This is a genomic window from Komagataeibacter xylinus (assembly GCF_009834365.1).
Lineage (GTDB): Bacteria > Pseudomonadota > Alphaproteobacteria > Acetobacterales > Acetobacteraceae > Komagataeibacter > Komagataeibacter xylinus_D.
Genome location: NZ_CP041348.1, coordinates 2,966,188 through 2,987,414, shown reverse-complemented (window position 1 = coordinate 2,987,414; position 21,227 = coordinate 2,966,188). Strand labels below are relative to the sequence as shown.

The window sequence follows — 21,227 nt, the reverse complement described above, 5'->3', positions numbered from 1 at the left end:
TTCCTGCCACGACAGGGGCGAGGCACGCCGCAACGCATGCCCCGTCCGTGCCGGGTGCTCAGGGCATCGGCGCCGTGTTTGGTGTGTGAAACAGCAAAAACAGCGCGATGATGAGGAGGATGACAGGCAAAAGCCCCAGCCCGTTGAACCCCGTACTTCGTGGGCCGCCGTACCAGCCGGAGCGATAGCCATACCCACCCCCGCCGATGGCGAAGATGATGAGTGCGATGATGAGAAGAGTCAGCATGGGATGTACTCCGCAAAATGCCTGCTGACCCAACGTGGCCCCTTATGGATGGTTCCGTCTGAACGGTTTAACCCTTACTGGCGCCCGCACAGGCTCACACGACTGGCGTGGGCAGGGGCCTGTTGGCAAAATGGGCGGCAAGGTTGGCCACCACCAGTTCGCCCATGGCCAGCCGGGTTTCGATCGTGGCGCTGGCGCGGTGGGGTTGCAGCACGGTGCGCGGCGATGTGCGCAGGGCCTCGGGCACGTCGGGTTCATGGGCAAAGACATCCAGCCCCGCGCCGCCCAGCGTGCCTGCCGCCAGAGCAGCTACAAGGGCCGCTTCATCCACGATCGATCCCCGCGCGATATTGATCAGCACACCCTCCGGCCCAAGGGCGGCCAGCACGGGCGCATTGACCAGATTGCGCGAACCCGCGCCCCCTGATGCGGCAATAACCAGCGTATCCACCTCCCGTGCAAGTGTGAGCAGTTCCGGCACGAACACGCAGTCCGGCAGGTGCTTGTCATGGTAGTCGGTATAGGCAATGGGCATGCCAAAGGCCCGGGCCCGTGCTGCTATGGCCTGGCCCACATGCCCCATGCCAAAAATGCCCATGCGGCGGCCCGATACCCGGTGACCCAGCGCGGGCGCGGGTGCGTGGCCCCATTCACCCGCGCGCACGTAGCGGTCGGATTGGGGCAGGCCACGTAGCAGAGACAGCAGCAGGCCCATGCCCATGTCGGCCACGTCATCGGTCAGCACGCCTGGCGTGGTGGTGACCCGAATGCCCCGCCTGCGGGCCTCTACCAGATCGACCGCATCGGTGCCGATGCCGTTTATGGCGATGATTTCCAGCGCCGGCAGGCCGTCCATCAACGCGCGGGGCACGCCCGTGCCGCCGCCGGTGGCAATGCCGCGTATGCGTGGTGCAACATCTGCAGGCACCCCCATCCCTTCGGGCCTGTGCACGACATAAGCGGCCTCGAGCTGTTTCTTGATGGGGTCCATCATGGGTTCAAGCAGCAGAATTTCGGGCTTCATGATCATGTCTCCTGTAGGGTCAGGCGAGGTGGGTCTGCACCGTGCCGATGGAGGGAAAGCTTGCGCGCACATCGGTATCATGCACCACGAACAGCGTGCCGGTTGTGGAGCCGGTGGTAACCAGGCACCCGGCCTCGATGCCCAGCCCACGACGCGCGGCATGGTTGGCCAGCCAGACCAGCAGGCGCAGCGGATCGCCTGCTTTGTTGCCGCCCACATGTTCGACCACCGTGCGCCCGTTGATGGTCAGGCTGACCGGCTCGTCCACAGGTGTCATGCCACGCCAGTCCGCAAGGCCCGGACCGACGATCAGCGCGCCATGGCTCTGGTGGTCGGCGGTGTGGAGCAGCCTGTGCTGCGAGCCGGGTTTTTCAAACCGCGTATCCACAATCTCGATCATGGGGTGGATCGTGCCGATGGCCGCCATCACCTCATCAGCCGTCCATTCCGCCTCACGCACCGGGAGAGCGTGGGCGAAGCGGTAGCCAATTTCCGCTTCCACGCCCAGATGGCGGCAGACATAGGCGGGCACGGTCTCACCATCCTCAAAGATCGTGGCCGCATGGATGGGAGCAGCAAACGGCTCGGAATGCGGGTTTTCAGCACCCACCTTCCATCCCCGTATCGGCCCGAGATGCAGCCCCACCGCATCCTGCACCGCATAGGCATCGGCCAGGGTGCGTGGAGTCAGTGCTTCATGCACGCTGGTGAGGGGATCGGTTTTCTGCTGCCTTACCGCAAGGAACAGCTCGGCCAGACTGGTCGGGGCAGAAGTGGGCATGAGGTCTCTTTTCCGGGTCGTCGTGTATGATTGTAACCCGCATGGTGGCATATCCCCCTGCGCAAGGCCATACATCCTGCCCGGCATGCGGGCAGTGACGAAACTTGGCTCCAAGACCTCAATTAATTTGTTGGATTGAGCTGTGCTCCGGGATTCACACGCAGTGAGGGAGGATGGGCGTGTGAGTGATGTGTTTTCGCTGCCCGGGAGCCAGATGGCGAGAAATATGCCGTATTTTTTCTGGCTCATGGAGCGCCGTGCGTGGATGACCGGCAGGATCGTTTATGTGATTCAAAACGGATTTCAGTGAAAAGATGCCCCGAAAGGGTATGGCCCTTACAAGACCTTATACAACCGTTTTATCCGATGGGGCCGGTCGGGTTGTCTTTGACCGGATATTCATTACCCAGACAGAACAGGCCGGTCATTCCATGCGTCTGATGATCAATGCGACACGCCTCAAAGCTGCATGTTGTGTGTGATGGCCTGGGCCGGCCTGTCCACCTGCATCTGACTGCTGGACAGGTCCGTGGTTCAAAGGAACTGATGTGCTGCTTGCAGACCGTGCCGACGGGACAGAAGAACTCATCGCTGATCGGGGTTATGACAGCAACTGGATGATCTGCACCAGAAGAAACACGCCACGCATTATCCAACGGGCGCAAGCTGTGCCTCTCGCCAGCATGCCCCCGGTTCAGATGCAATATTCTCCACCATTTCGCGCCATTCTCGTGATGTCAAAATATCACCGATCACATGCGCTGCAGACCCAGTGACTGTTGTTTTGCTTCGCAGGTGAACCGCCTCAGTCAAAGGTTTCCATATCGTCCATGTTTCTGCCATGGAAACGCCTGTTCAGGCTATTTCTTCCATTCTTATGATGTAAGAAGAATTCCAGATTCTGACAGAAAAATTGTATTAAAAATAGTAAAGTCACAATTTTACAAAATAAACATTCGTCATCATTGTGTAATCATAAAAAAACAAAGTAGGATGATGGAAATTATATTCCACTGAAAATAATATACATAAAGGAGATATGTGATGAATATATCTGAAGTTACCGGAATTTCATTTCTGTTGCATCGGATATCACCACCGCGAAAATCGGTAAGAAGCTACCGGTCCGCACTTCTTTTCAGCCTCTCGCCCATCTTCCTGCTAGGAAATTCGGCATTCGCTGCTGAACAGCCGCCGCGCCAGGTCAGCGCAGCGCGTAAGACGTCGATACCTGCCAATACCGCGCAGGAGAATGGCTCGACAGGAGGGAGGATTGCGGGAAAGGTAGAAAATATTCATGTGCATCAGCAGTCACATACGGCTCAGTTGCGCGAAAAAGTCCAGAAAACACCTTCATCCGTTTCGATCCTGTCAGCCGAGCGCCTGCGTGAGCTGGGCGTCACGGATGTGAGACAACTCAGCAACCAGACTCCCAATCTGTATCAGCCGCGGGCAACCGTAGGATTTTCCGCCACAAATTATTTTATCCGCGGGATCGGCGAACTTGATCCGCAGGGTGAACCGTCAGTCGGCACATATGTTGATGGAGTATATCTTCCACGCAATATAGGTACCATGCAGGAACTTCTGGACGTTGATAATGTCCAGATTGATCGTGGTCCCGTGGGCTTTGATTATGGTCATCAGGCAGAGGGCGGGGCCGTCCGCATCAATACGCTCGCTCCCACCAACGCGCGGCATCTCAGCCTTCTGGCAGGTTACGGTACGTATAACGAATATCGTATTGCTGGCATGGCGAGCGGTGCGCTCGTCAAGGACAAGGTATATGCCAGCATTTCATTTGATCGACATGCGAGAGACGGCATAGACCATAATTACACGCTCGACCGGCAGGAAAATGATATCGATTTTTCTCAGGCACGTGGCAAGATCCGCTTCACGCCCAATAGTCGATGGGATATTACATTAGCTTTTGATGGAACGGTTGATAACAGTTCCAATCGTGGATACGGGAATATAAACAACACGTACCGATATGGACTTTATTCGTCTGTTTATCCACAAAATAATTATAGTGAAATAGGTTTTACAGGAAATATAAACTATATTATAAACGATCATCTTTCCCTGCATTCCACAACCGGAATCCGGGGATATGACAATATCGGAATGTACGACAATTATGGTTCATATTATGCCCAGAGTTCACAATGGGTGAAATATACGGACCGCTCTTATTCCGAGAATCTGAGCCTGCATGGTGTTTACAACAAGATATCCTTTACTACCGGCGCATTTTTTGAATATGAGGACTGGTATACCAACCGTCGTGCGAATACGCCTGCCAACGGTTTCCTGGGGGCCACCGCGTCACCTGCCATATCAGCAAATCAGCTTTATACTCCGGTATATTCTGTCATCGACCAGCAGACACGGAACTGGGCAGTTTACGGGCAGGCTGAATATAAAATCACTCCCAGACTTACTGCCACCGCGGCCCTGCGTTTTAACTGGGAGGACCATTCGAATTCTTCCACGCTGAATTATCTTGCTCATACGGCCAATCATGAAGTGGGCTGGGCTCAGGATATTGCAACGCTGTTTGGTACGCCGGGGGCAGCCGCATGGGCATACGAAGCGGAAGCCCATAAAAGCTGGTTTCAACTTTTGCCCAAGGGTACATTGAGCTGGCAGGCACTGCCAAACCTCATGTCCTATGTTTCTATCTCTCAGGGTAGTAAATCAGGAGGTTTCGACTATCGTGCGCAGACACCAGGCGTTCCACAACAGGCGACCAGCCCGTACAATCCTGAAATGGTTACGACATATGAAATTGGTGTGAAGACCAGCCCACTCCCACGGATACTGACTTTTAATGGAGCGCTATTCTATAATAATTTTGATAATATACAGATGACCACCTATAACCCCACTACCGGCGTATCCGAGCGTTTCAATGCAGGGAAAGGACATTCTGTCGGAGCGGAAATTGAGGCAACAGCGCAGGTAACGCGTGCATGGGATATCCATTATACAGCATCATACCTCTATTCCAGGCTGGATGAGTTCTATGGCCGTTCATCTGCCGCCACCGTTCTGGCTAACAACACCAGCTATAATACAACACCACGTGCGGGCAACGCGCTACCATATTCACCACGTTTCCAGATGAGTGCTTCGAGCAACTATCGTCTGCCACTGCCCCGCGTTGCCGGGCAATTAAGGATCGGCGCAGATGTATCATTCCAGTCATCATTGTTCCTTGATGGAAATGAAAATGCGCAGACGCGTCTGCCTGACCAGACTTATGTCAATGCCATTGCAACATGGACAAGCCCCGATCAGCGCTGGACCGTAACCGGGCAGGCGCGCAATCTGTTAAATCATCGGTACCCGCAGACATTGTCATATTTTTACAGCGGCGGTGTAGGCACGGGGTATGCCGCAGCCTACTCGGACCCACGCACCATTTATGTCACGGCACAGTTCAGGTTGTAAAACCATATCATACGCGAGGGTATTACTTACTCTCGCGTATGATTTTTCTGTCATGAGCAACGACGCCTCCGTGGAAAAGACACCTCCTTCACGACAGCACCGAGCGCGGGCGTACCCGCAACGGAGTGCCCCAGAAGGCACCCTGAGGCGGTAAAGGTCAGTTGACTGCCATCAGGCCGTTACTGACTTTTCCCTATCAGCCAGAAAGATCCGGGGCTATAGCCTCACATCCGCCTTCAGGTAATAAAATCCACCGTTTATGCCGAGTTGTGATGTGCTCATGTAATACTGGGGCACGCCCAGGTAGCGGTTTCCCTCCGGCACGCGCGATGGCATGGCATTGAACAGATTATTGGCCCCGAGCGTGAAGGACAGTTGCGGCATGACCCGGTAGGTGATGTCCAGATTGGTCACGAATTTGGGGGCATTATGGAATTGGGTAAATGAATAGGCACTGAGGCTGGAGCTGTTCGTTGCTCCCGTATAGTCGGTCAGCTCCGAAGTGGTCTGCCCCCAGCGTATTTCATGCACGCCAATGGTCCATTTGCCATTGCCGCTTGTAAAGCGGCCCCCCCAGATCATCTTGCTGCGCGGGTAGGCTGTTGTAATATAGGCAATGCTCTGGGCTGTCAGCAGGGATGTGCCATCCGATGCATCGGCCTGATGGGTGAGGCGCGTGCGGTTGAGGTTGATGCCCACATCCCAGTCGATTTTGCCAGTCCTGCTCCCCAGTCGTGTCGGATATGTCGCGGTGATGTCCAGCCCCTGCGTGCGCGTGCTTGCCACATTCGCGAACCAGTGGGTAGAGAGCGAACTGCCCCATGAGGCCGCATCGGCGGGCAGCGTGAACCCGTTCATCTGCAGTGCCGAAAGGGCATTCGTGCCATATACGTTACCGCCCGGCAGGATCTGGTCGCGCAGGTTGATCTGGTAGACATCCGCAGTGATGTGCAACTGCCTGACAGGTTCGAGCACGATCCCGCCTGAAACACTGGTCGAGCGTTCCGGCTTGAGTTCACCTGCGCCATTCGCGCGCGCACCGGGTGAATTGGCCGCGATGATGCCGCGCGCGGCGGACGGGGAAACCGCAACGGCGCTGTAATATTCCTGCGCCAGCGTTGGCGCATGGAAACCGTTCGAGATCGTGGCGCGCAGGCCCAGCCAGGGCAGGGGATCATAACGCAGGGCAACCTTGCCGGTCTGCGTATCGCCTACATCGGTATAATGTTCATATCGACCCGCCAGGTCGAGTTGCAGGTTCTTTGCCAGATGGGTCGCGACATCAATATAACCGCCAATAACATCACGGTTGTAATTGCCGGCATTGGCGGCCACGGTTCCCTGCAGAGCATCTGAACCGCTACCATAAATGGAATCAGCCGAGCCGGTGGCGATGCTGTAGCTTTCATAGCGGTATGATGCCCCTCCCGCCACGTTGATTGCATGCGGCCAGCCATGAATATGGAAAGCCCTGCTCAGGTCGAACGTGTTGCTCCACTGTTCGTTACTGTAGCCCTGGGCATCAAAATCGGTTGGTGTGCGCCCCGTGGCTGTGGAGAGCCCCAGGTTGGCTGAACTCGCAATCCCGATCCGGTCGTAATCGCGCCCGTAGACCGATGACAGGTCCCAGTGCCAATGCGCCAGTTCGCCACGCAGGCCTGCTGTAACTTCCCAGTCGTTTTCATCCATGGTCATGACAGGCGAGTAACCATCAGGATAAAGGGCAGCATAACCCGGATAGTTCTGCAGGGAACTGGCTGTGCGATAGTTTTGGAAGGATTCCGCGTGGCGGTGTGCGTAAGTTGCCACCGCATAGGCTTCCAGGTTGTCCAGTATATGGTAACCGGCCTTTATGGCCACGGTTTCGCGTGTCTGTTCAGGTTGCCCCAGCAGTTTGTTGGCCGTGGTGCCGGTACGCAGGTCTGGCGCGCTGCGATAGGTATGATCCTCATGCACATAATCACCACTGATATGGATATAGCCGCGATCCGTCAGTTTTGCGCCGCCATCCATGTAGATGCCCTGCTCGAACCCGTCCTTTGACGCGGTGATGCCGGTAAGGGACTGGGCATGGAAACCATGGTCCTGTTTTTTCAGGATGATGTTCACTACCCCGGCCACCGCGTCGGACCCGTACTGGGCCGAGGCGCCATCGCGCAGGATCTCGACATGATCGATCGCGGCAAGCGGAATCATGTCGATATCAACTGGCGTGCTGCCCTGCTGGGGGCCGGGATCAGCATAGATATTGGCTGTGGTATGCCGTCGCTTGCCATCAACGAGCACAAGGGTTTCGTTCGGGCTCAGCCCACGCAGGCTGAAGGCCGAGGTCAGGGCCCCTGCATCATATCCGCTCGTGGGCATGGTCAGTGATGGCGTGAGCTGGGTCAGCGCTTCACGAAGGGAGGGCATGCCCGTCTCGGAAAGCTGGCGTGCCGTGATGATATCGACAGGCGAAATACTATCGCGCGCTTTTTTGCCGATTTCACGCGTGCCGGTCACGATAATGGTCTCGGTGCCAGTTGCGTCCTGCCCGGCTGCATGATGAGGGGTAGCCACGCTCAGTTGCCGGGCACGCGATACCGCTGCTGTTTTCTCGCCTTCGGGCTGGTGCTGTTCAGGCAGGGGAGTGCCTGCGCTCTGGGCATGTAGCGGTTCAGCCAGCAGGCAGAATATGGATGTTGTTCCCAGAAACAGAGGCCGTGTAAAACGGGCAGGGCGGGCCATGATCGAACGGCGTGAGTGCACAATAAGCTCCTGGAAAAAAAGACAAATCCAGATCACGCACTATATTATGTGAATTATTTTTTCAACTGTGTTTCTTGTAATTAATGAATGAATTTTCAAGCTGTGTCATATTAGAAAAACTCAATGAATACAAGGATTTCATGACCGAATGCACTATTCGTGAGGAATGAGTGCGAAAGCAGGGTATTCAGAAAGATGACATGCCAGATGCCGCCGCACACGAATTACCGGCCGCGTTAAGTATCAGTATGCACAAAGGTGCGGGGCAGACCCCGTCCGGCTTGCTCAGAAGCCGAACAAGGGAAATTAAGGTCAGAGGATAACAGGGATCATGTGACGCAGCGCAGGATCAGGAATGCTGCGCCCATTCATTCAGTTGATCCACAATGGCCTGCCCGGACAGGGTGCGCGCATTGCCCAGCACCAGTGCGTTGTCACCATTGAGCAGCCTGCCTTCGGGCGTAAAGACCAGTACGGCGGGAATGGCCTTGATGGTGACACCGTATTTGCGTGCGATATCCACATTATTGTTGAAGCGCTCACCGGGGGCTGTGGGGCCGGAGGCACGGTCAACATTGAGGGCTACAACCACGAAGTTCTGGTCAACCCATGCCGCAATGGCCGGGCGTTTCAGCACGCCTGCCAGTATCTGGCAATCGGGGCACCAGTTGGCACCGAAATCAAGCAATACTTTCCGGCCGGTCTGTCGGGCCTGTTGAAAGGCGGCATCAACAGCCTGCTGCGCTCCCTCCGCCGCGCCATAGGGGTGACTGACCGGGATGATGGGGTCCGTGCCGAAGGCTGGAGGTGGCGGTGCGGCAAAGGCTGTCTGGCCAACGGGAACGCACAGGGCCAATGTCAGGAAGATTTTTTGAGTCAGGGAAGAATAATTCATGCATATCGCTCCCGAATGAATTCATTCTATTGCAGGAAACAAAAGGGCTTCGGGCACGAAAACCGGCTCATGACCTCTGAACAGGATTGCTCGGGCAGACATTAGAAACATCTATAATCTTCGTCCTATTTTAAATCAACACCCTTAATTCGTTAATTATGATATTCTCTTCCCTGATCCGGATTTAACGCCATGAGAACGGTTCCCCGACCATGCGATTTCCTCCCGCTCAATTCGGTTTCTGACCGCATGTTGCGGGCATTGCCGCCGGTTACCAGTCCGCACTATGCCCGAGCTGGACCAGGATATCGCGGCGCAATGCAAGCAGGTGCGGATCATCGCGATGACGGTGATAGGGCAGGTCGATATTGATATTCGACACCACGCTGGCCGGGCGTGAACTGAAGGTAATAACCCTTGTGGCCAGCAATAATGCTTCTTCCACGTCATGCGTGACCATGATGACGGTAAAGCCCCGGTCCTGCCACAGGCGTAGCAGTTCGGTCTGCATGGTCAGCCGTGTCAGGCTGTCCAGCTTGCCAAGGGGTTCATCGAGAATGAGCAGGCGTGGATTATTGACCAGTGCCCGTGCCAGTGCCGCCCGCTGCGCCATGCCGCCAGAAAGCTGGTGCGGCCAGGCACGTTCAAACCCCTGCAGCCCGACCATGGCAATGGCGGCATCCACCGCCGCATTGTCCACCCTGCCAGAAATATCCTGACTGAGTGCAACATTGGCCCGTACGCTGCGCCATGGGTAAAGAGTCGGGTCCTGAAACATGACAATTCGGTCCGGTCCGGGGCCGGTTATGGGCGTGCCATCAGCCAGCAGGCGGCCGGCATGCGGTGTTTCAAGGCCGGCCACCAGCCGCAGCAGGGTGGATTTGCCGCAGCCTGAGGGCCCCAGCAGGGCAATGAACTCACCCGGCGCGATATTCAGGTTCACATTTTCCAGAACGGGCGTAAAACGCCCCCTGATATCATAGCCGTGACTTACATTGTGAAGCTGGATACCCAGTGGGGTCGTGGTGGCGTTTACCATTTCAGTCCATCCTTCTGCCAGCCAAGAATACGGTCACGTATACGGAACAAAATGGTAATCAGGCCGGTGCACATAAGCGACATGACCGCAAGGGCGGCATACATGTTGGGATAGGCCGCCCACCCCTGTGCCCACTGCATGTAAAAGCCAAGTCCTGACTTGACGCCCAGCATTTCAGCCACGACCAGCATGGCAAAAGACATGCCCAGCCCCATGAACAGGCCTACGAATATCTGCGGGGCAGCCGCAGGCAGTGCCACACGAAAAACCAGAAAGCGGTCACGGGCCCCCATGGTGCGGGCCACGTCGTAATAGGCCGGGTCCACCGCCGAGATGCCCGACCATGTCAGCACAATGACCGGAAAGGCCGAGGCCAGCGCCATCAGCGCCTCGCTTGCCGCCCAGCTTGAGGGAATGATCACAAAAGCCAGAGGCAGCAGGGCAACAGGCGGGAGCGGGCCGACCAGCCTTATGATGGGCTGCACCCAGTAGCGGAACCGGGCCGAACGACCCAGTCCGACCCCAATGGCAATCCCCAGCACGGACCCCGTGATGTAACCAACCGCGAGCAGGCCCAGGGAATGGAGCAGGCTGTCCCCCAGTTTGTGCCAGTCCGTCATGAACACATCCAGCAGGTCCTGTGGCGTGCCAAAAAAGGGACGGGGCAGGAGCAGCAGTTTGGCCTGAACCCCTTCCCACGCAGCAAAGCCGAGAGCGAGGGCGATCATCCAGGGTGCTTTTGCTGAAAAGCGCCGTAGCAGCGCTGCGGGCACAAGAACGATACCTATGATTGCGAATACAATGGCAAGACTGTCAGTGGCCGGAAAATCATCAGCATCTGGCCAGAACCATGTCACAAAAGCAGCGAGGAACCACGCAGGCCCCGCCAGCCAGGGCAGAAGGCCAGATGGCCATGCCTTGGGGGGTGCGGTGGCAGTTTCCGGCACGGTTGCGATGTCATGCAGGGGGAAGGACGTTGTCTGGGTCATGCGCTGAACAGGTCCTGTGTGACACGGTTGGCGTAACGTGCGCTGTCAAGGGAAGGGCGGAATACACCGATATCCTTTAACGCATTGGCATACTGAACAATTTCATCATGGAATTTCGGCCCCACGCTCTGGTGGTGATGGCCTTCAATCCTGATCATCTGCGCCAGATCCTCGGCGCTGACCCTGGGGGCATATGGCTTGAAGATGCGCCCGGCCTCATCGGGGTTGCACGCCAGCCACGCACCGGCATCCAGTATGGCGCGGGTTACGGCAACGGCCACCTTTGGTTCGTTACGGATCAGGCTGCCCCGCAGGCCGATCACGCAGCATGCCGCATGGGCCCAGGCGTCTTTCATGTTGTTGTCAATCTCGACAAGCCCGAACTGCCGTTTCTGCACATAGGTAAACGGATCGGAATCCGTGATGACCTGCACATCCCCGCGCTGAAGTGCCAGCGGCAGCAGGTCGGCAGGATACTGCCGCCACTGCACCTCGGTTTCCGGGTTCACACCGGCCTGTTTGAGGCGGATGCCAAAGAAATTACGGTCAGGCCCACCGATATCCGTGACCCCCACGGTCTTGCCGCGCAGATCCGTCAGTTGCCGGATGGCACTGCCCGGGGGCGCAAGCATGTACATGCAGCCCGCATGCAGGCCACCTACCAGCTTGACATCAAAACCCTGCTGCAATGGCTTGAGCCAGCGCAGCGCCATGCCCGGGGCTCCATCCGCCTTTCCGGTTGACAGGGCTTCAAGCAACTGGTCGGTCGCACCGCCAAAATTGACGTAATCAACATCAAGATTGTACCGGGCAAAAAAACCTTTTTCCCGGGCAACCGGTATGGCCGCAACACACAGTGCCGTTTCATTCCACGCAATGGTCAGCTTGCGTGGCGGTCCCGGTAGCGGCGCGATGTCCGTGTTCCCTCCTGCTCCCACACAGGCCCCATGAGCGTCCATGCCGGGCATTTCATCTGCCGCACGGGCTGACGACCGGCGCCCGGACACGAGTGCTGCAACTGTCAGCCCGGTGAGCGAAGTCAGGGCCGTCCGTCGGGAAATTCGGGAAAATGTGGACATCGCGGAAAAACCTTGTTCTGGGCCGGTTTCAGGCCGGGAGCAGCGGCAGGGTATGGAACTGACGGTTGAACCAGGTCAGCCCGGTCTCCCCGGCAGGATGAACGTGAATGGCCTCTACCGTGCAGAACAGTACGTCATGCGTGCTGGAGGCATGGATGAGGGCAATGGTACAATCGAGCGTAACCAGGGCATCTGCCAGCAAGGGCGCGCCGGTTACATCAGTGCGCCACGCGGCGGCTGCGAATTTTTCATCCGGCGTGCGGCGGCTGCTGGCAAATATGCCTGCAAGGCCTTCATGCCCCCGCGAAAGAAGACTGATCCCCACCACACCGTTCTGAATGAACGCAGCGTGGGAACGGTTGTCGCGGTTAAGGCATACAAGCACTGTGGGCGGCGTATCACTGACGCTGGTTATGGCGGAAACGGTCAATCCCTGCCGGCCAGCCGGCCCGCTGGTGGTCACGACGGTAACGGGAGCGCCCAGTCGGCTCATGGCGTTACGGAAAAGATCCGCCGTGACTCCCGATGGCTCTTTCACAGATATAATGACTTCAGATTGCATGAAGACTTTCCTTTACGGGCAACCCCAGGGCGGACAGGATTGCCGGTGTTTCCGTGCGGTCCATCCAGTCGGGTGAAATATCGGCAAACTGCACGATCCGGCCGGGCCTGATGACGATCACGGCGGGTTTGGGCAGTTCCCAGGCATCCGTGCCGTTCAGGCCGTGGCTGGTGCCGCCTTTTGCTTCCGCAGCACTGCGCGACGGCGCATCAAACACATAGGTGATCCCCAATGCGCGGGAGAGGCCGAGGTTGCTGTCGGTTGCGACGGGGAAAGGCAGTTCGTGCCGACTGACAATTTCCTTGAGCAGGGCAGGGGGCTGCGGCGAAATCGCGATAAGGGGAATATGGGCCGCCTGCAGCGCGGGCCAGAGCGTGTCACGATAGTGCGGCAGCGCAATGTTGCAGGCGGGACAACCGGCAAAGCGGAAAAAGACCAGAACGGCCGGCCCCTGCGCGGTCAGGTCATCCAACGTGATCATGCGACCATCTACAATGGTCAGGCTCGCCGGTGGCAGGCTGTCACCCACGACGACATGCGGCTGAAGCCCATGCCCGGCAACCAGTGTTGCACGCTGCCTGGCGTTTACGGCCAGTGCTTCAGGCGTCCAACTGCGTTTGCGCTCGTTTTCCAGCTCAAGAAAACGGCTCCGTAATGAGGCGCCGGTATTGAAATGGTCGGCATTCATGTCTCGATTCCTGCGAAATCACGATCAGAAGTCGCTATTATTAATTAACACTACACCAACCGACAAAAGAGTTTCCCTCAACCTGTGTGTGAGGATTATTCATTGGTTCCCCGCCGCATCAGCGAGCAGGTCGGCAAAATCATGGGCACTGTCCGCCAGCCCATCACGCCGGACCAGAATGGTTTCGATATCGGGTACGGGGGGCAGCGATCTGGCAGTTATGACCGGCAGGCCTTCGGCGGCGGCAAACCGGCGCGTGCGGCAACTGATCCCGATCCCCCCGCGCACGCCTGCGCGCAGGGCGGGCAGGTTGGGTGTCTCCATGACGATGCGATAATCCCGCCGTGCTTCCGTCAGGGTGCGCAGGGCCGCATCACGAAAACGGCAGGGTGGTTCCAGCAGCACGAGGGGCAGTTCCTCGCGTTCGATATTGGCGGGATCGCCCAGCCAGACCATCTGGTCATGGCCCACGATATTCCATGATGCACCGGCCCGGTCGCCGTTCTGGCCAAGGCAGAGCACCAGATCAAGGCGCGAACGGTCAAACATATCAAGTAGTTCCATCGACCCACCCACCCGCACGATCAGCCGCGCGCGCGGATGCTCCAGGCGGAAACGGCCCAGCACGTCAGGCAGGATGGTATCGGCAAAATCCTGGACCATGCCGACCGTAATCGGCTCGGGGTCGGACTGCTGGCCCAGATTCTGCATGATCCGGTCATTCAGCGCCAGCAACTGGCGGGCATAGGTGACGAGTTCCTCGCCCGTTGCGGTCAGCAGCAGCCTGCGTCCATCGCGCCGGAACAGCTTCTGCTGCAGCATGTCCTCAAGCCGCTTCATCTGCAGGCTCAGTGCGGACTGGGTCAGGAAGATTGTTTCCGTTGCCTGCGCCATGGAGCCTGCCTCCACAATGGCAACAAACGAACGCAGCAGTTCAGTCTGAACATTGCGCGCCATCCGCTGTGGCGCGCGTGGGGGAGGGGGATGTGACACGATGACTTATCTCCACGAGGCAGGAAAGAGCATCTCATATTAACTATACTAAACCGTTATATAACGGTTTTTAAATTGCCAATTAACGATTTAGTGGTGATATTTTTATCTAAACGACACGTTAGCGTCGTGCAATATGGAGATAGCAACAATGCCTGTGGAATTTATCGGCTTTATCGGCAGTCGCAATCAGTCGGAAACCATTCCTCCGCAGGGGGCGGTTGTTGATCTCAACCACATCGAGGCTTCAGCCAAGATCCATGAAAACGCCGGTTTTGACCGTACGTTGATCGCGTTTCATTCCAACTCGCCCGAGAGCATTCTTCTGGCGCAGCATGTCACTGCGGTTACGCGCGATCTCGGGGTTTTGATCGCGCACCGGCCCGGTTTCAACGCCCCCACCATCGCGGCACGGCAACTGGCAACGCTTGATAACCTGAGCCGGGGGCGCGTTGCGGTGCATATCATCACCGGCGGCAGTGATGTCGAACTGCAGGCCGATGGCGATCATACGACCAAGGCCCGGCGCTATGCCCGCACCAGCGAATATCTCGATATTGTCCGCTCGGAATGGGACAGCCGCACCCCCTTTGACTATACGGGGGATTTCTACAATGTGCGCGGCGCCGGTTCACTGGTCCATCCTTACCGTGAAAGTGGCATTCCCGTTTATTTCGGCGGCTCTTCCGATGAGGCGATCGTGGTGGCGGGCAAGCATGCCGATGTGTACGCCCTGTGGGGTGAAACCTATGAACAGGTGAGTGAAACCGTAGCGCGCGTGCGGACCGAGGCCGCAAGGCATGGGCGTTCGCCACGCTTTTCGCTTTCCCTGCGTCCGATCCTTGCGGATACGGAAGAGGCCGCCTGGGCCAAGGCTGACCGGATCCTTGAAACCGCGCGTGCCCTGCAGGCCGAAACTGGCTATGTCCGTGCCGCTGACATACCGAACGAAGGCTCGCGCCGCCTGCTGGCCGCGGCTGAAAAGGGGTCACGCCTCGACAAGCGCTTATGGACCGGCATCGCCGCCCTGACCGGCGCGCGCGGCAACTCGACCTCGCTGGTCGGCACGCCCGATCAGGTGGCGGAAGCGCTGCTGGATTATTATCGCATCGGAATCAGCACTTTCCTGATCCGTGGCTTTGATCCGCTGGAGGATGCCTATGAATACGGGCGTGACCTGATCCCGCGCGTCCGGGCCCTGATTGCGGCCGAGGACGGACGCGACCGGACTGCGGCGGCCTGAGGAGGGGGGAATGGCCGTAATTACCCGGCCTCTGGTCGTGGTCAACCAGATTGGCGCGTTCGTGGCGCCATCACTGGCTGAGTTCGGCGAGCGGATAGAGGTTGTCGCGGGGGAGCGTGGATGCGCGGCACCGTGGGATGTCGGCTATGCAGATATTCTGCTGACCGCACCCACGCCAGCATGGCGCGGCGCGCCCCTTCATCCGCCACAAGGATGGCAGCAGCGCAGTCCGCGATGGGTGCAGATAGCCTCTGCCGGCGTTGACGGATTTCCGCAATGGCTGCTGCGCGGGCGCACGGTAACATGTGGCCGTGGTGATGCCGCCGTCCCTATTGCTGAATATGTCCTCACGGCCATCCTGCTGCGTGCCAAACGGCTTGATGCAATTGCACCGGATGGCCCGGACGGGTGGCTGCAGGCCAAGGCCACGCCGCCGCTGGGCACGCTCGAGGGCCAGACGCTGGGGCTGGCGGGCTACGGGGCGATCGGGCGTGCGGTTGCAGTGCGGGCGCGGGCGTTTGGCATGCGGGTGCTGGCATGGCGGCGCGGCCCGTGGGATCATGCGGATACGGATGTGCAGCCCGTTGCTACACCCGAGGCGCTGGTCGAGCAGTCCGATCACCTTGTCCTTGCCCTGCCGCTGACGGTCCAGACAGCATTGTGCGTCAATGCCGCCCTGCTGGCGCGGGCCAGGATCGGCCTGCACCTGATCAACGTTGCCCGTGGTGGCCTGATCGATCAGGACGCGCTGCTCGATGCGCTTGATCGTGGACAGGTCGGGTTTGCCACCCTCGATGTCACCACGCCTGAGCCACTGCCCCGTGGACACCCGTTTTACAGCCATCCCGCCATACGGCTGACACCGCACCTGTCGTGGACAGGGCCAGCCGTGAGCCAGAACCTCGCCCGCCGCATCGCGGAAAATCTGAACCGTTTCCTCGGAGATCGTCCCCTCCTTGATGTGGTGGATGCAGACCGTGGTTACTGATCTTTCCTGACAGGAAATTTTCTCCATGAATGTAGTACCATCTTCCCCACAGATTCAGGCACGGGCACGCAGGCTGCAGCCGCGTCCGGCAGCCCCTTCGTTTGAAGCCGAGCGCCTGCACCGCAAGCAGCGGCTGGCTGCAACATTCCGGCTGTTTGCCCGCTACGGGTTCGATCAGGGACTGGCCGGGCATGTGACCGCGCGCGATCCGGAATTTCCCGATCATTACTGGATCAACCCGCTGGCCGTTCATTTCTCCCAGATCAAGGTGTCTGATCTGCAGCTGGTGGATCACGACGGCACGATCCTGCATGGCGAGCGGCCCATCAACACGGCGGGTTTTACCATTCATTCTGCCCTGCACCGGGCGCGGCCCGACGTCATTGCGGCAGCCCATACTCATTCCACCTACGGCAAGGCCTTTTCCGCGCTGGGCAAGAAGCTGCTACCGATCACGCAGGATTCCTGTGCGTTTTATGAGGATCACGCGCTTTTTGATCCGTTCAGTGGCGTGGTGCTCGATGACAGCGAAGGCGAGCGCCTGGCCCACGCACTTGGCCCGCGCAAGGCGCTGATCCTGCAAAATCACGGCCTGCTGACCGTTGGCCCGACGGTGGAAGCCGCGGCGTGGTGGTTCCTGAGCATGGACAACGCCGCCCACACCCAACTGCTGGCCGAGGCCGCAGGCCAGGTCAAACCCATTGCCCCCGACATCGCGCGCCTGACCGCAAGCCAGGTGGGCACACAGCAGGGTGGATATTTCAGCTTCCAGCCCCTGTGGAACTGGATCGTGGCCCTTGAACCCGATTTACTGGACTGAATGACATGAGCACCATTTCACCCCTGCGCGATTTCGTGACCGATTTTACAAGGCTGTATGATCGCGGTCTTTCACCGGTCGCCATTCAGGCTAAAGGTGCCGATCTGCTGCGCAGGCTGGTCCGGCACGATGACTGGCTGCCCGAACCGTTTACGCGCCCCAACCCGGCGCGATACAGCCAGTACCTGCTGCACTGCGACCCGCTGGAGCGTTTTTCGGTTGTTAGTTTTGTCTGGGGGGCTGGGCAGGAAACCCCGTTGCATGATCACCGTGTCTGGGGGCTTATCGGCATGTTGCGGGGGCGGGAGAGCGAGACCCAGTTCGCGCGTGATCCTGATGGCACGTTCCGTGCCATAGAGACCACATTTCTTGAACCGGGGCAGGTGGCCTCCCTTACGCCGGGTGTCAATGACTACCATCTCGTAGCCAACGCCCTGCCGGACCGGACCTCCATTTCCATCCATGTCTATGGTGACAATATCGGCGGCGTATCACGCGCTACTTATGATGTGGCCACAGGGGCAGAGAAAACCTTCATCTCGGGCTATTCCAGCGAGGAAGTGCCCAATCTGTGGGATCGCTCCCGCCGCGCGGAGGTAGCATGAACGTCCAGATTCCCGCGGCTTCCCGCGTCGCTTCCGTTAGTTTCGTGCGCAATCGCCTGCGTGCCGGGCAGGAAATCGCCCTGCTCGACCTGCGCGAGGAAGGGCCGTTTGCTTCGGCACACCCCCTGTTTGCCGTCAACCTGCCGCTGGGCCGCATCGAGGAACGGATCGGGGGCCTGATCCCACGCCGCGATGCCCCCATTGTGCTGTATGACAATGCAGAAGGGCGGGTAGCCCGTGCGCTGCCCGTTCTGGCGGCGCTGGGTTACACTAATGTCAGCGTGCTGGAAGGCGGCCTCGAGGGCTGGCGGGAGGCCGGGGCGGAGCTGTTCATCGATGTCAATGTCCCGTCCAAGGCGTTCGGGGAACTGGTGGAACACGTGCGCGGCACACCATCCATCGCGGCGCGCGACCTGCATGAGCGGCTGGAGCGGGGGGAGGATATTATTGTCCTCGATGCCAGACGGTTTGGTGAATACAATACCATGTCCATTCCGACCGCCCGCTCCGTGCCCGGAGCGGAACTGGCGCTGCGTGTGCGTGATATCGCCCCATCGCCCGATACAACGGTGGTGGTGAACTGCGCAGGGCGCACACGCTCCATTATCGGCACCCAGTCTCTGGTCAACGCGGGTATTCCCAACCCGGTCTTTGCACTGCGTAACGGCACGATCGGCTGGACATTGGCCGGCTTGCAACTCGATCATGACGCCACCCGGAAGGCTGGAGAACCATCGGCCCATAACGTGGCAAAGGCGCGTGAGGCAGCCCGGTCCCTTGCCCGGCGCACGGGTGTAAGGGAAATCGGGCGCACGGAACTGGAGCAGCTGGAAGCACAGAAAGCGCGTACCCTTTATCGGCTTGATGTCCGCTCACCTGAGGAATACGTGGCAGAGCACCTCAAGGGTTTCCGTTCCGCGCCCGGTGGGCAATTGGTACAGGCCACGGATGAATGGGTGGGCGTGCGCCATGGCACGATCGTGCTGACCGATGATGACGGCGTGCGCGCGCGCATGACAGGCCACTGGCTCCGTCAACTGGGCTGGCAGGAGGTCTATGTCCTGCACGACTGGGCAGACCTGCCGCGCACCACGGGGGCTGAACCTGCGGCGCTGGTGGCGCCATTACCAGATGTGGAGATGGTTGGTGTGCTGGACTTGGTTGCCGAACTGAAAACGCTGCACGCCCCGGTTGTAATTGACCTTGCACCCAGCCCTACGTTCCGCCGTGGGCATGTGCCCGGCGCAGTCTTCGCCATTCGTAGCGATCTGCCCGCACAGGCATGGGAGAAGAATGCCGAGATTGTCCTGACTTCCCCCGATGGGCTGAGTGCGCGCATTGCCGCACCGGAACTCCACAAACGGGGTGTGCGTGTGCGCGTGCTGGCGGGAGGCACCCTGTCGTGGCATGACGCGGGGCTGCCTCTTGAAACGGGGCTGGATGAAAGCCGTGCCCTGTCGCGGGCGGATGATGTGTACAAGCGCCCCTATGAAGGCACCGATAATGCTACAGCCGCAATGCAGGCCTATCTGGACTGGGAGTTCGGACTTGTAGCCCAACTGGAGCGTGACGGGACACATGGCTTTGGTGTTGTGGAAGATATTCCATAATCTGACTGCAACGCCATGTGCCAGGGCCCGGGGGAGGAATGCGCCTTTCCCGGCCCTTGGCACATAGCGGTATGATCGTAACCGGCCTTCTGGGTCGCAACCCGGATCTCCTTGATGAACACGATCTCCATGCCCCCCGCAGCCCGCCCTGACTGCCACCCGCGCAGGCGACCGTCAGCACATTGCTCCCGGTGCCTGAGGCCCACAGCCATGGCGAGGCCATGGAAACCGGCTCCCTGCCAATATCCATATCTGGGCATTTGATGTATTGCCATGCAGGAAGCGCATGATAGCCTGCGCCGACACCCCACTGCCGGTCCTTCGGGGAACCGGCCCAGCAGGAAGTGGAAGGCAATGTCCAACCCATTCTCGACATTCAGTTCCCTATCGGAAAGCTCGCATTCCGGTGAGATGAAGGCAGCCCTGGCGGACCGTGCGAAAATCATGCAGTTGTGCGATGCCAGCGGGCAGGCCGTCGTCACTCCCGCCGCCTGCGGCAACCTCCCTCATGCCCAGCGCTGCGCCATCGCCATCCGCATTGCGCGGGCCAATGGCAGCGAAGAACTGGCCACGATCTACGCCAACCTGCTTGCCACCATGGAGGGCGCCGCGCAGGTTGCGGCCATTGCGGATGGGGCCGGGGCTGCGGATGCGCGCGGGGTGGCCATCCTGTCCTATGTCGATACGGTCACACTCACGCCCGCCAGGGCCAGCCGGGAGCATATTGATGCCCTGCTTGGCGCGGGCCTGACCGACAGCGATGTCGTCAGCCTGGCCGAACTGGTGGCGTGCATCAATTTCCAGGCCCGCGTGCTTGCAGGGGTCCGTCTGGTTGAGGAGACATTCGCATGAAGCCCGTCACCCGCTTTACCACCGACACGCTTGACTGGGAGCCTTACATCACCCCGGTGGATTATGACACGGCAACCCCCGCCCAGCGCGAGGCCCTGCAGGAAACCCCTTCGCACCGCAAGATCTCGAAATATACGCTCACACTGGCGCATGACCCCGAAAGCCTGAAATACCGCTCGCCGCTGTTCAACCTGATCATGTACGGCAAGGATGGCCTGCCGCGCGCGGAGCGTGAACTTGCGGCGGTGGCGACATCGGTGGTGAACCACTGCATTTACTGCGGCTCGGTCCATGCAGCGCGTTATATCGAACTGACCAGACGGCCCGAAGTCATGGATGAGATCTTTACCGATGGCACCAAGGCTGAAATTGATGAGTATTCACAAGGTCTGTTCGACTTTGCGGTCGCCCTTTCCAAAACACCCGTCGCGGCAACCCAGGCCGATATGAACCATGTGCGCGATCTGGGCTTCAACGCGCTTCAGGCACTTGACCTCGTGCTGGCCAGCGCCATTTTTGGCTGGGCCAATCGGCTCATGCACACGCTGGGCCAGGCAGTAGAACCCACGGAAGCCTGAAAAAAACGGATAAAAGTTTTTGGGCGC

The 21,227-nt window shown here is 58.8% G+C and carries 21 protein-coding genes; 10 read left to right on the top strand and 11 right to left on the bottom strand.

Going from position 1 to position 21,227, the window contains the following annotated elements; genetic code table 11:
• Window positions 1-58: 58 nt before the first annotated feature.
• The 3 genes from FMA36_RS14455 to FMA36_RS14445 form a co-directional block, all read right to left on the bottom strand.
• Window positions 59-247, bottom strand: coding sequence for a hypothetical protein (locus FMA36_RS14455; protein ID WP_159263014.1), 189 nt, complete (start codon window positions 245-247; stop codon window positions 59-61).
• A 94-nt stretch (window positions 248-341) separates the two neighbouring features.
• On the bottom strand, window positions 342-1,271 hold the full coding sequence (locus tag FMA36_RS14450; RefSeq protein ID WP_159263013.1) for a 2-hydroxyacid dehydrogenase: 930 nt from the start codon (window positions 1,269-1,271) through the stop codon (window positions 342-344).
• A gap of 19 nt (window positions 1,272-1,290) precedes the next feature.
• The gene (locus tag FMA36_RS14445; protein WP_159263012.1) at window positions 1,291-2,052 is read right to left on the bottom strand and encodes a 2-keto-4-pentenoate hydratase; all 762 of its coding nucleotides are present in this window, start codon (window positions 2,050-2,052) and stop codon (window positions 1,291-1,293) included.
• Window positions 2,053-2,233: 181 nt separating this feature from the next.
• Between FMA36_RS14445 and FMA36_RS19775 the strand changes: the two genes are divergently transcribed.
• The 3 genes from FMA36_RS19775 (at window position 2,234) to FMA36_RS14435 (ending at window position 5,511) form a co-directional block, all read left to right on the top strand.
• The gene (locus tag FMA36_RS19775) at window positions 2,234-2,362 is read left to right on the top strand and encodes a hypothetical protein (protein ID WP_276612585.1); all 129 of its coding nucleotides are present in this window, start codon (window positions 2,234-2,236) and stop codon (window positions 2,360-2,362) included.
• 238 nt (window positions 2,363-2,600) lie between these two features.
• A complete protein-coding gene (locus FMA36_RS19315) occupies window positions 2,601-2,828 on the top strand; it encodes a hypothetical protein (protein ID WP_159263011.1) in 228 nt (75 codons plus the stop codon).
• Window positions 2,829-3,096: 268 nt separating this feature from the next.
• Complete coding sequence (locus FMA36_RS14435) at window positions 3,097-5,511, top strand: TonB-dependent receptor (RefSeq protein WP_159263010.1); 2,415 nt, start codon at window positions 3,097-3,099, stop codon at window positions 5,509-5,511.
• 216 nt (window positions 5,512-5,727) lie between these two features.
• On the opposite strand, the gene FMA36_RS14430 is transcribed toward FMA36_RS14435, so the two are convergent.
• The 8 genes from FMA36_RS14430 to FMA36_RS14395 all read right to left on the bottom strand — a co-directional run bounded on the left by FMA36_RS14430 (window position 5,728) and on the right by FMA36_RS14395 (window position 14,504).
• The gene (locus tag FMA36_RS14430) at window positions 5,728-8,238 is read right to left on the bottom strand and encodes a TonB-dependent receptor plug domain-containing protein (RefSeq protein ID WP_159263999.1); all 2,511 of its coding nucleotides are present in this window, start codon (window positions 8,236-8,238) and stop codon (window positions 5,728-5,730) included.
• Between the two features lie 370 nt (window positions 8,239-8,608).
• Window positions 8,609-9,154, bottom strand: coding sequence for a thioredoxin family protein (locus FMA36_RS14425; RefSeq protein ID WP_159263009.1), 546 nt, complete (start codon window positions 9,152-9,154; stop codon window positions 8,609-8,611).
• A gap of 271 nt (window positions 9,155-9,425) precedes the next feature.
• The gene (locus tag FMA36_RS14420; RefSeq protein WP_159263008.1) at window positions 9,426-10,193 is read right to left on the bottom strand and encodes an ABC transporter ATP-binding protein; all 768 of its coding nucleotides are present in this window, start codon (window positions 10,191-10,193) and stop codon (window positions 9,426-9,428) included.
• Window positions 10,187-11,182, bottom strand: coding sequence for an ABC transporter permease (locus FMA36_RS14415; protein ID WP_159263007.1), 996 nt, complete (start codon window positions 11,180-11,182; stop codon window positions 10,187-10,189). Before FMA36_RS14415 ends, FMA36_RS14420 begins: the two co-directional genes overlap by 7 nt.
• On the bottom strand, window positions 11,179-12,261 hold the full coding sequence (locus FMA36_RS14410; RefSeq protein ID WP_159263006.1) for an ABC transporter substrate-binding protein: 1,083 nt from the start codon (window positions 12,259-12,261) through the stop codon (window positions 11,179-11,181). Before FMA36_RS14410 ends, FMA36_RS14415 begins: the two co-directional genes overlap by 4 nt.
• Window positions 12,262-12,289: 28 nt before the next feature.
• On the bottom strand, window positions 12,290-12,754 hold the full coding sequence (locus tag FMA36_RS14405; protein WP_346766521.1) for a flavin reductase: 465 nt from the start codon (window positions 12,752-12,754) through the stop codon (window positions 12,290-12,292).
• 58 nt (window positions 12,755-12,812) lie between these two features.
• A complete protein-coding gene (locus tag FMA36_RS14400) occupies window positions 12,813-13,511 on the bottom strand; it encodes a peroxiredoxin-like family protein (protein WP_159263004.1) in 699 nt (232 codons plus the stop codon).
• A gap of 99 nt (window positions 13,512-13,610) precedes the next feature.
• Complete coding sequence (locus tag FMA36_RS14395; protein ID WP_240906384.1) at window positions 13,611-14,504, bottom strand: LysR substrate-binding domain-containing protein; 894 nt, start codon at window positions 14,502-14,504, stop codon at window positions 13,611-13,613.
• A gap of 151 nt (window positions 14,505-14,655) precedes the next feature.
• On the opposite strand from FMA36_RS14395, the gene FMA36_RS14390 reads away from it, so the two are divergent.
• The 7 genes from FMA36_RS14390 (at window position 14,656) to FMA36_RS14360 (ending at window position 21,200) form a co-directional block, all read left to right on the top strand.
• Window positions 14,656-15,747, top strand: coding sequence for an LLM class flavin-dependent oxidoreductase (locus FMA36_RS14390; RefSeq protein WP_159263003.1), 1,092 nt, complete (start codon window positions 14,656-14,658; stop codon window positions 15,745-15,747).
• Between the two features lie 10 nt (window positions 15,748-15,757).
• Entirely contained in the window at window positions 15,758-16,735 is a 978-nt protein-coding gene (locus FMA36_RS14385) for an NAD(P)-dependent oxidoreductase (RefSeq protein WP_159263002.1), read from the top strand.
• Window positions 16,736-16,760: 25 nt separating this feature from the next.
• Window positions 16,761-17,555, top strand: a complete 795-nt coding sequence (locus FMA36_RS14380) for a class II aldolase/adducin family protein (RefSeq protein ID WP_159263001.1) — start codon at window positions 16,761-16,763, stop codon at window positions 17,553-17,555.
• A 5-nt stretch (window positions 17,556-17,560) separates the two neighbouring features.
• On the top strand, window positions 17,561-18,160 hold the full coding sequence (locus tag FMA36_RS14375; protein ID WP_159263000.1) for a cysteine dioxygenase family protein: 600 nt from the start codon (window positions 17,561-17,563) through the stop codon (window positions 18,158-18,160).
• Complete coding sequence (locus FMA36_RS14370) at window positions 18,157-19,770, top strand: rhodanese-like domain-containing protein (protein WP_159262999.1); 1,614 nt, start codon at window positions 18,157-18,159, stop codon at window positions 19,768-19,770. Before FMA36_RS14375 ends, FMA36_RS14370 begins: the two co-directional genes overlap by 4 nt.
• A gap of 354 nt (window positions 19,771-20,124) precedes the next feature.
• A complete protein-coding gene (locus tag FMA36_RS14365) occupies window positions 20,125-20,622 on the top strand; it encodes a hypothetical protein (protein WP_159262998.1) in 498 nt (165 codons plus the stop codon).
• Window positions 20,619-21,200, top strand: coding sequence for a peroxidase-related enzyme (locus FMA36_RS14360; protein ID WP_159262997.1), 582 nt, complete (start codon window positions 20,619-20,621; stop codon window positions 21,198-21,200). Before FMA36_RS14365 ends, FMA36_RS14360 begins: the two co-directional genes overlap by 4 nt.
• Window positions 21,201-21,227 lie beyond the last annotated feature (27 nt).

Excerpts from the sequence above, each read along its gene's own strand:
- FMA36_RS14430 (WP_159263999.1), bottom strand. The coding sequence starts at position 8,238 with ATGGCCCGCCCTGCCCGTTTTACACGGCCTCTGTTTCTGGGAACAACA.
- FMA36_RS14445 (WP_159263012.1), bottom strand. The coding sequence starts at position 2,052 with ATGCCCACTTCTGCCCCGACCAGTCTGGCCGAGCTGTTCCTTGCGGTA.
- FMA36_RS14370 (WP_159262999.1), top strand. The coding sequence starts at position 18,157 with ATGAACGTCCAGATTCCCGCGGCTTCCCGCGTCGCTTCCGTTAGTTTC.
- FMA36_RS14420 (WP_159263008.1), bottom strand. The coding sequence starts at position 10,193 with ATGGTAAACGCCACCACGACCCCACTGGGTATCCAGCTTCACAATGTA.
- FMA36_RS14410 (WP_159263006.1), bottom strand. The coding sequence starts at position 12,261 with ATGTCCACATTTTCCCGAATTTCCCGACGGACGGCCCTGACTTCGCTC.
- FMA36_RS14455 (WP_159263014.1), bottom strand. The coding sequence starts at position 247 with ATGCTGACTCTTCTCATCATCGCACTCATCATCTTCGCCATCGGCGGG.
- FMA36_RS14425 (WP_159263009.1), bottom strand. The coding sequence starts at position 9,154 with ATGAATTATTCTTCCCTGACTCAAAAAATCTTCCTGACATTGGCCCTG.
- FMA36_RS14380 (WP_159263001.1), top strand. The coding sequence starts at position 16,761 with ATGAATGTAGTACCATCTTCCCCACAGATTCAGGCACGGGCACGCAGG.
- FMA36_RS14405 (WP_346766521.1), bottom strand. The coding sequence starts at position 12,754 with ATGAGCCGACTGGGCGCTCCCGTTACCGTCGTGACCACCAGCGGGCCG.
- FMA36_RS14435 (WP_159263010.1), top strand. The coding sequence starts at position 3,097 with ATGAATATATCTGAAGTTACCGGAATTTCATTTCTGTTGCATCGGATA.
- FMA36_RS14415 (WP_159263007.1), bottom strand. The coding sequence starts at position 11,182 with ATGACCCAGACAACGTCCTTCCCCCTGCATGACATCGCAACCGTGCCG.
- FMA36_RS14360 (WP_159262997.1), top strand. The coding sequence starts at position 20,619 with ATGAAGCCCGTCACCCGCTTTACCACCGACACGCTTGACTGGGAGCCT.
- FMA36_RS14375 (WP_159263000.1), top strand. The coding sequence starts at position 17,561 with ATGAGCACCATTTCACCCCTGCGCGATTTCGTGACCGATTTTACAAGG.
- FMA36_RS14385 (WP_159263002.1), top strand. The coding sequence starts at position 15,758 with ATGGCCGTAATTACCCGGCCTCTGGTCGTGGTCAACCAGATTGGCGCG.
- FMA36_RS14390 (WP_159263003.1), top strand. The coding sequence starts at position 14,656 with ATGCCTGTGGAATTTATCGGCTTTATCGGCAGTCGCAATCAGTCGGAA.
- FMA36_RS14450 (WP_159263013.1), bottom strand. The coding sequence starts at position 1,271 with ATGAAGCCCGAAATTCTGCTGCTTGAACCCATGATGGACCCCATCAAG.
- FMA36_RS14365 (WP_159262998.1), top strand. The coding sequence starts at position 20,125 with ATGTCCAACCCATTCTCGACATTCAGTTCCCTATCGGAAAGCTCGCAT.
- FMA36_RS14400 (WP_159263004.1), bottom strand. The coding sequence starts at position 13,511 with ATGAATGCCGACCATTTCAATACCGGCGCCTCATTACGGAGCCGTTTT.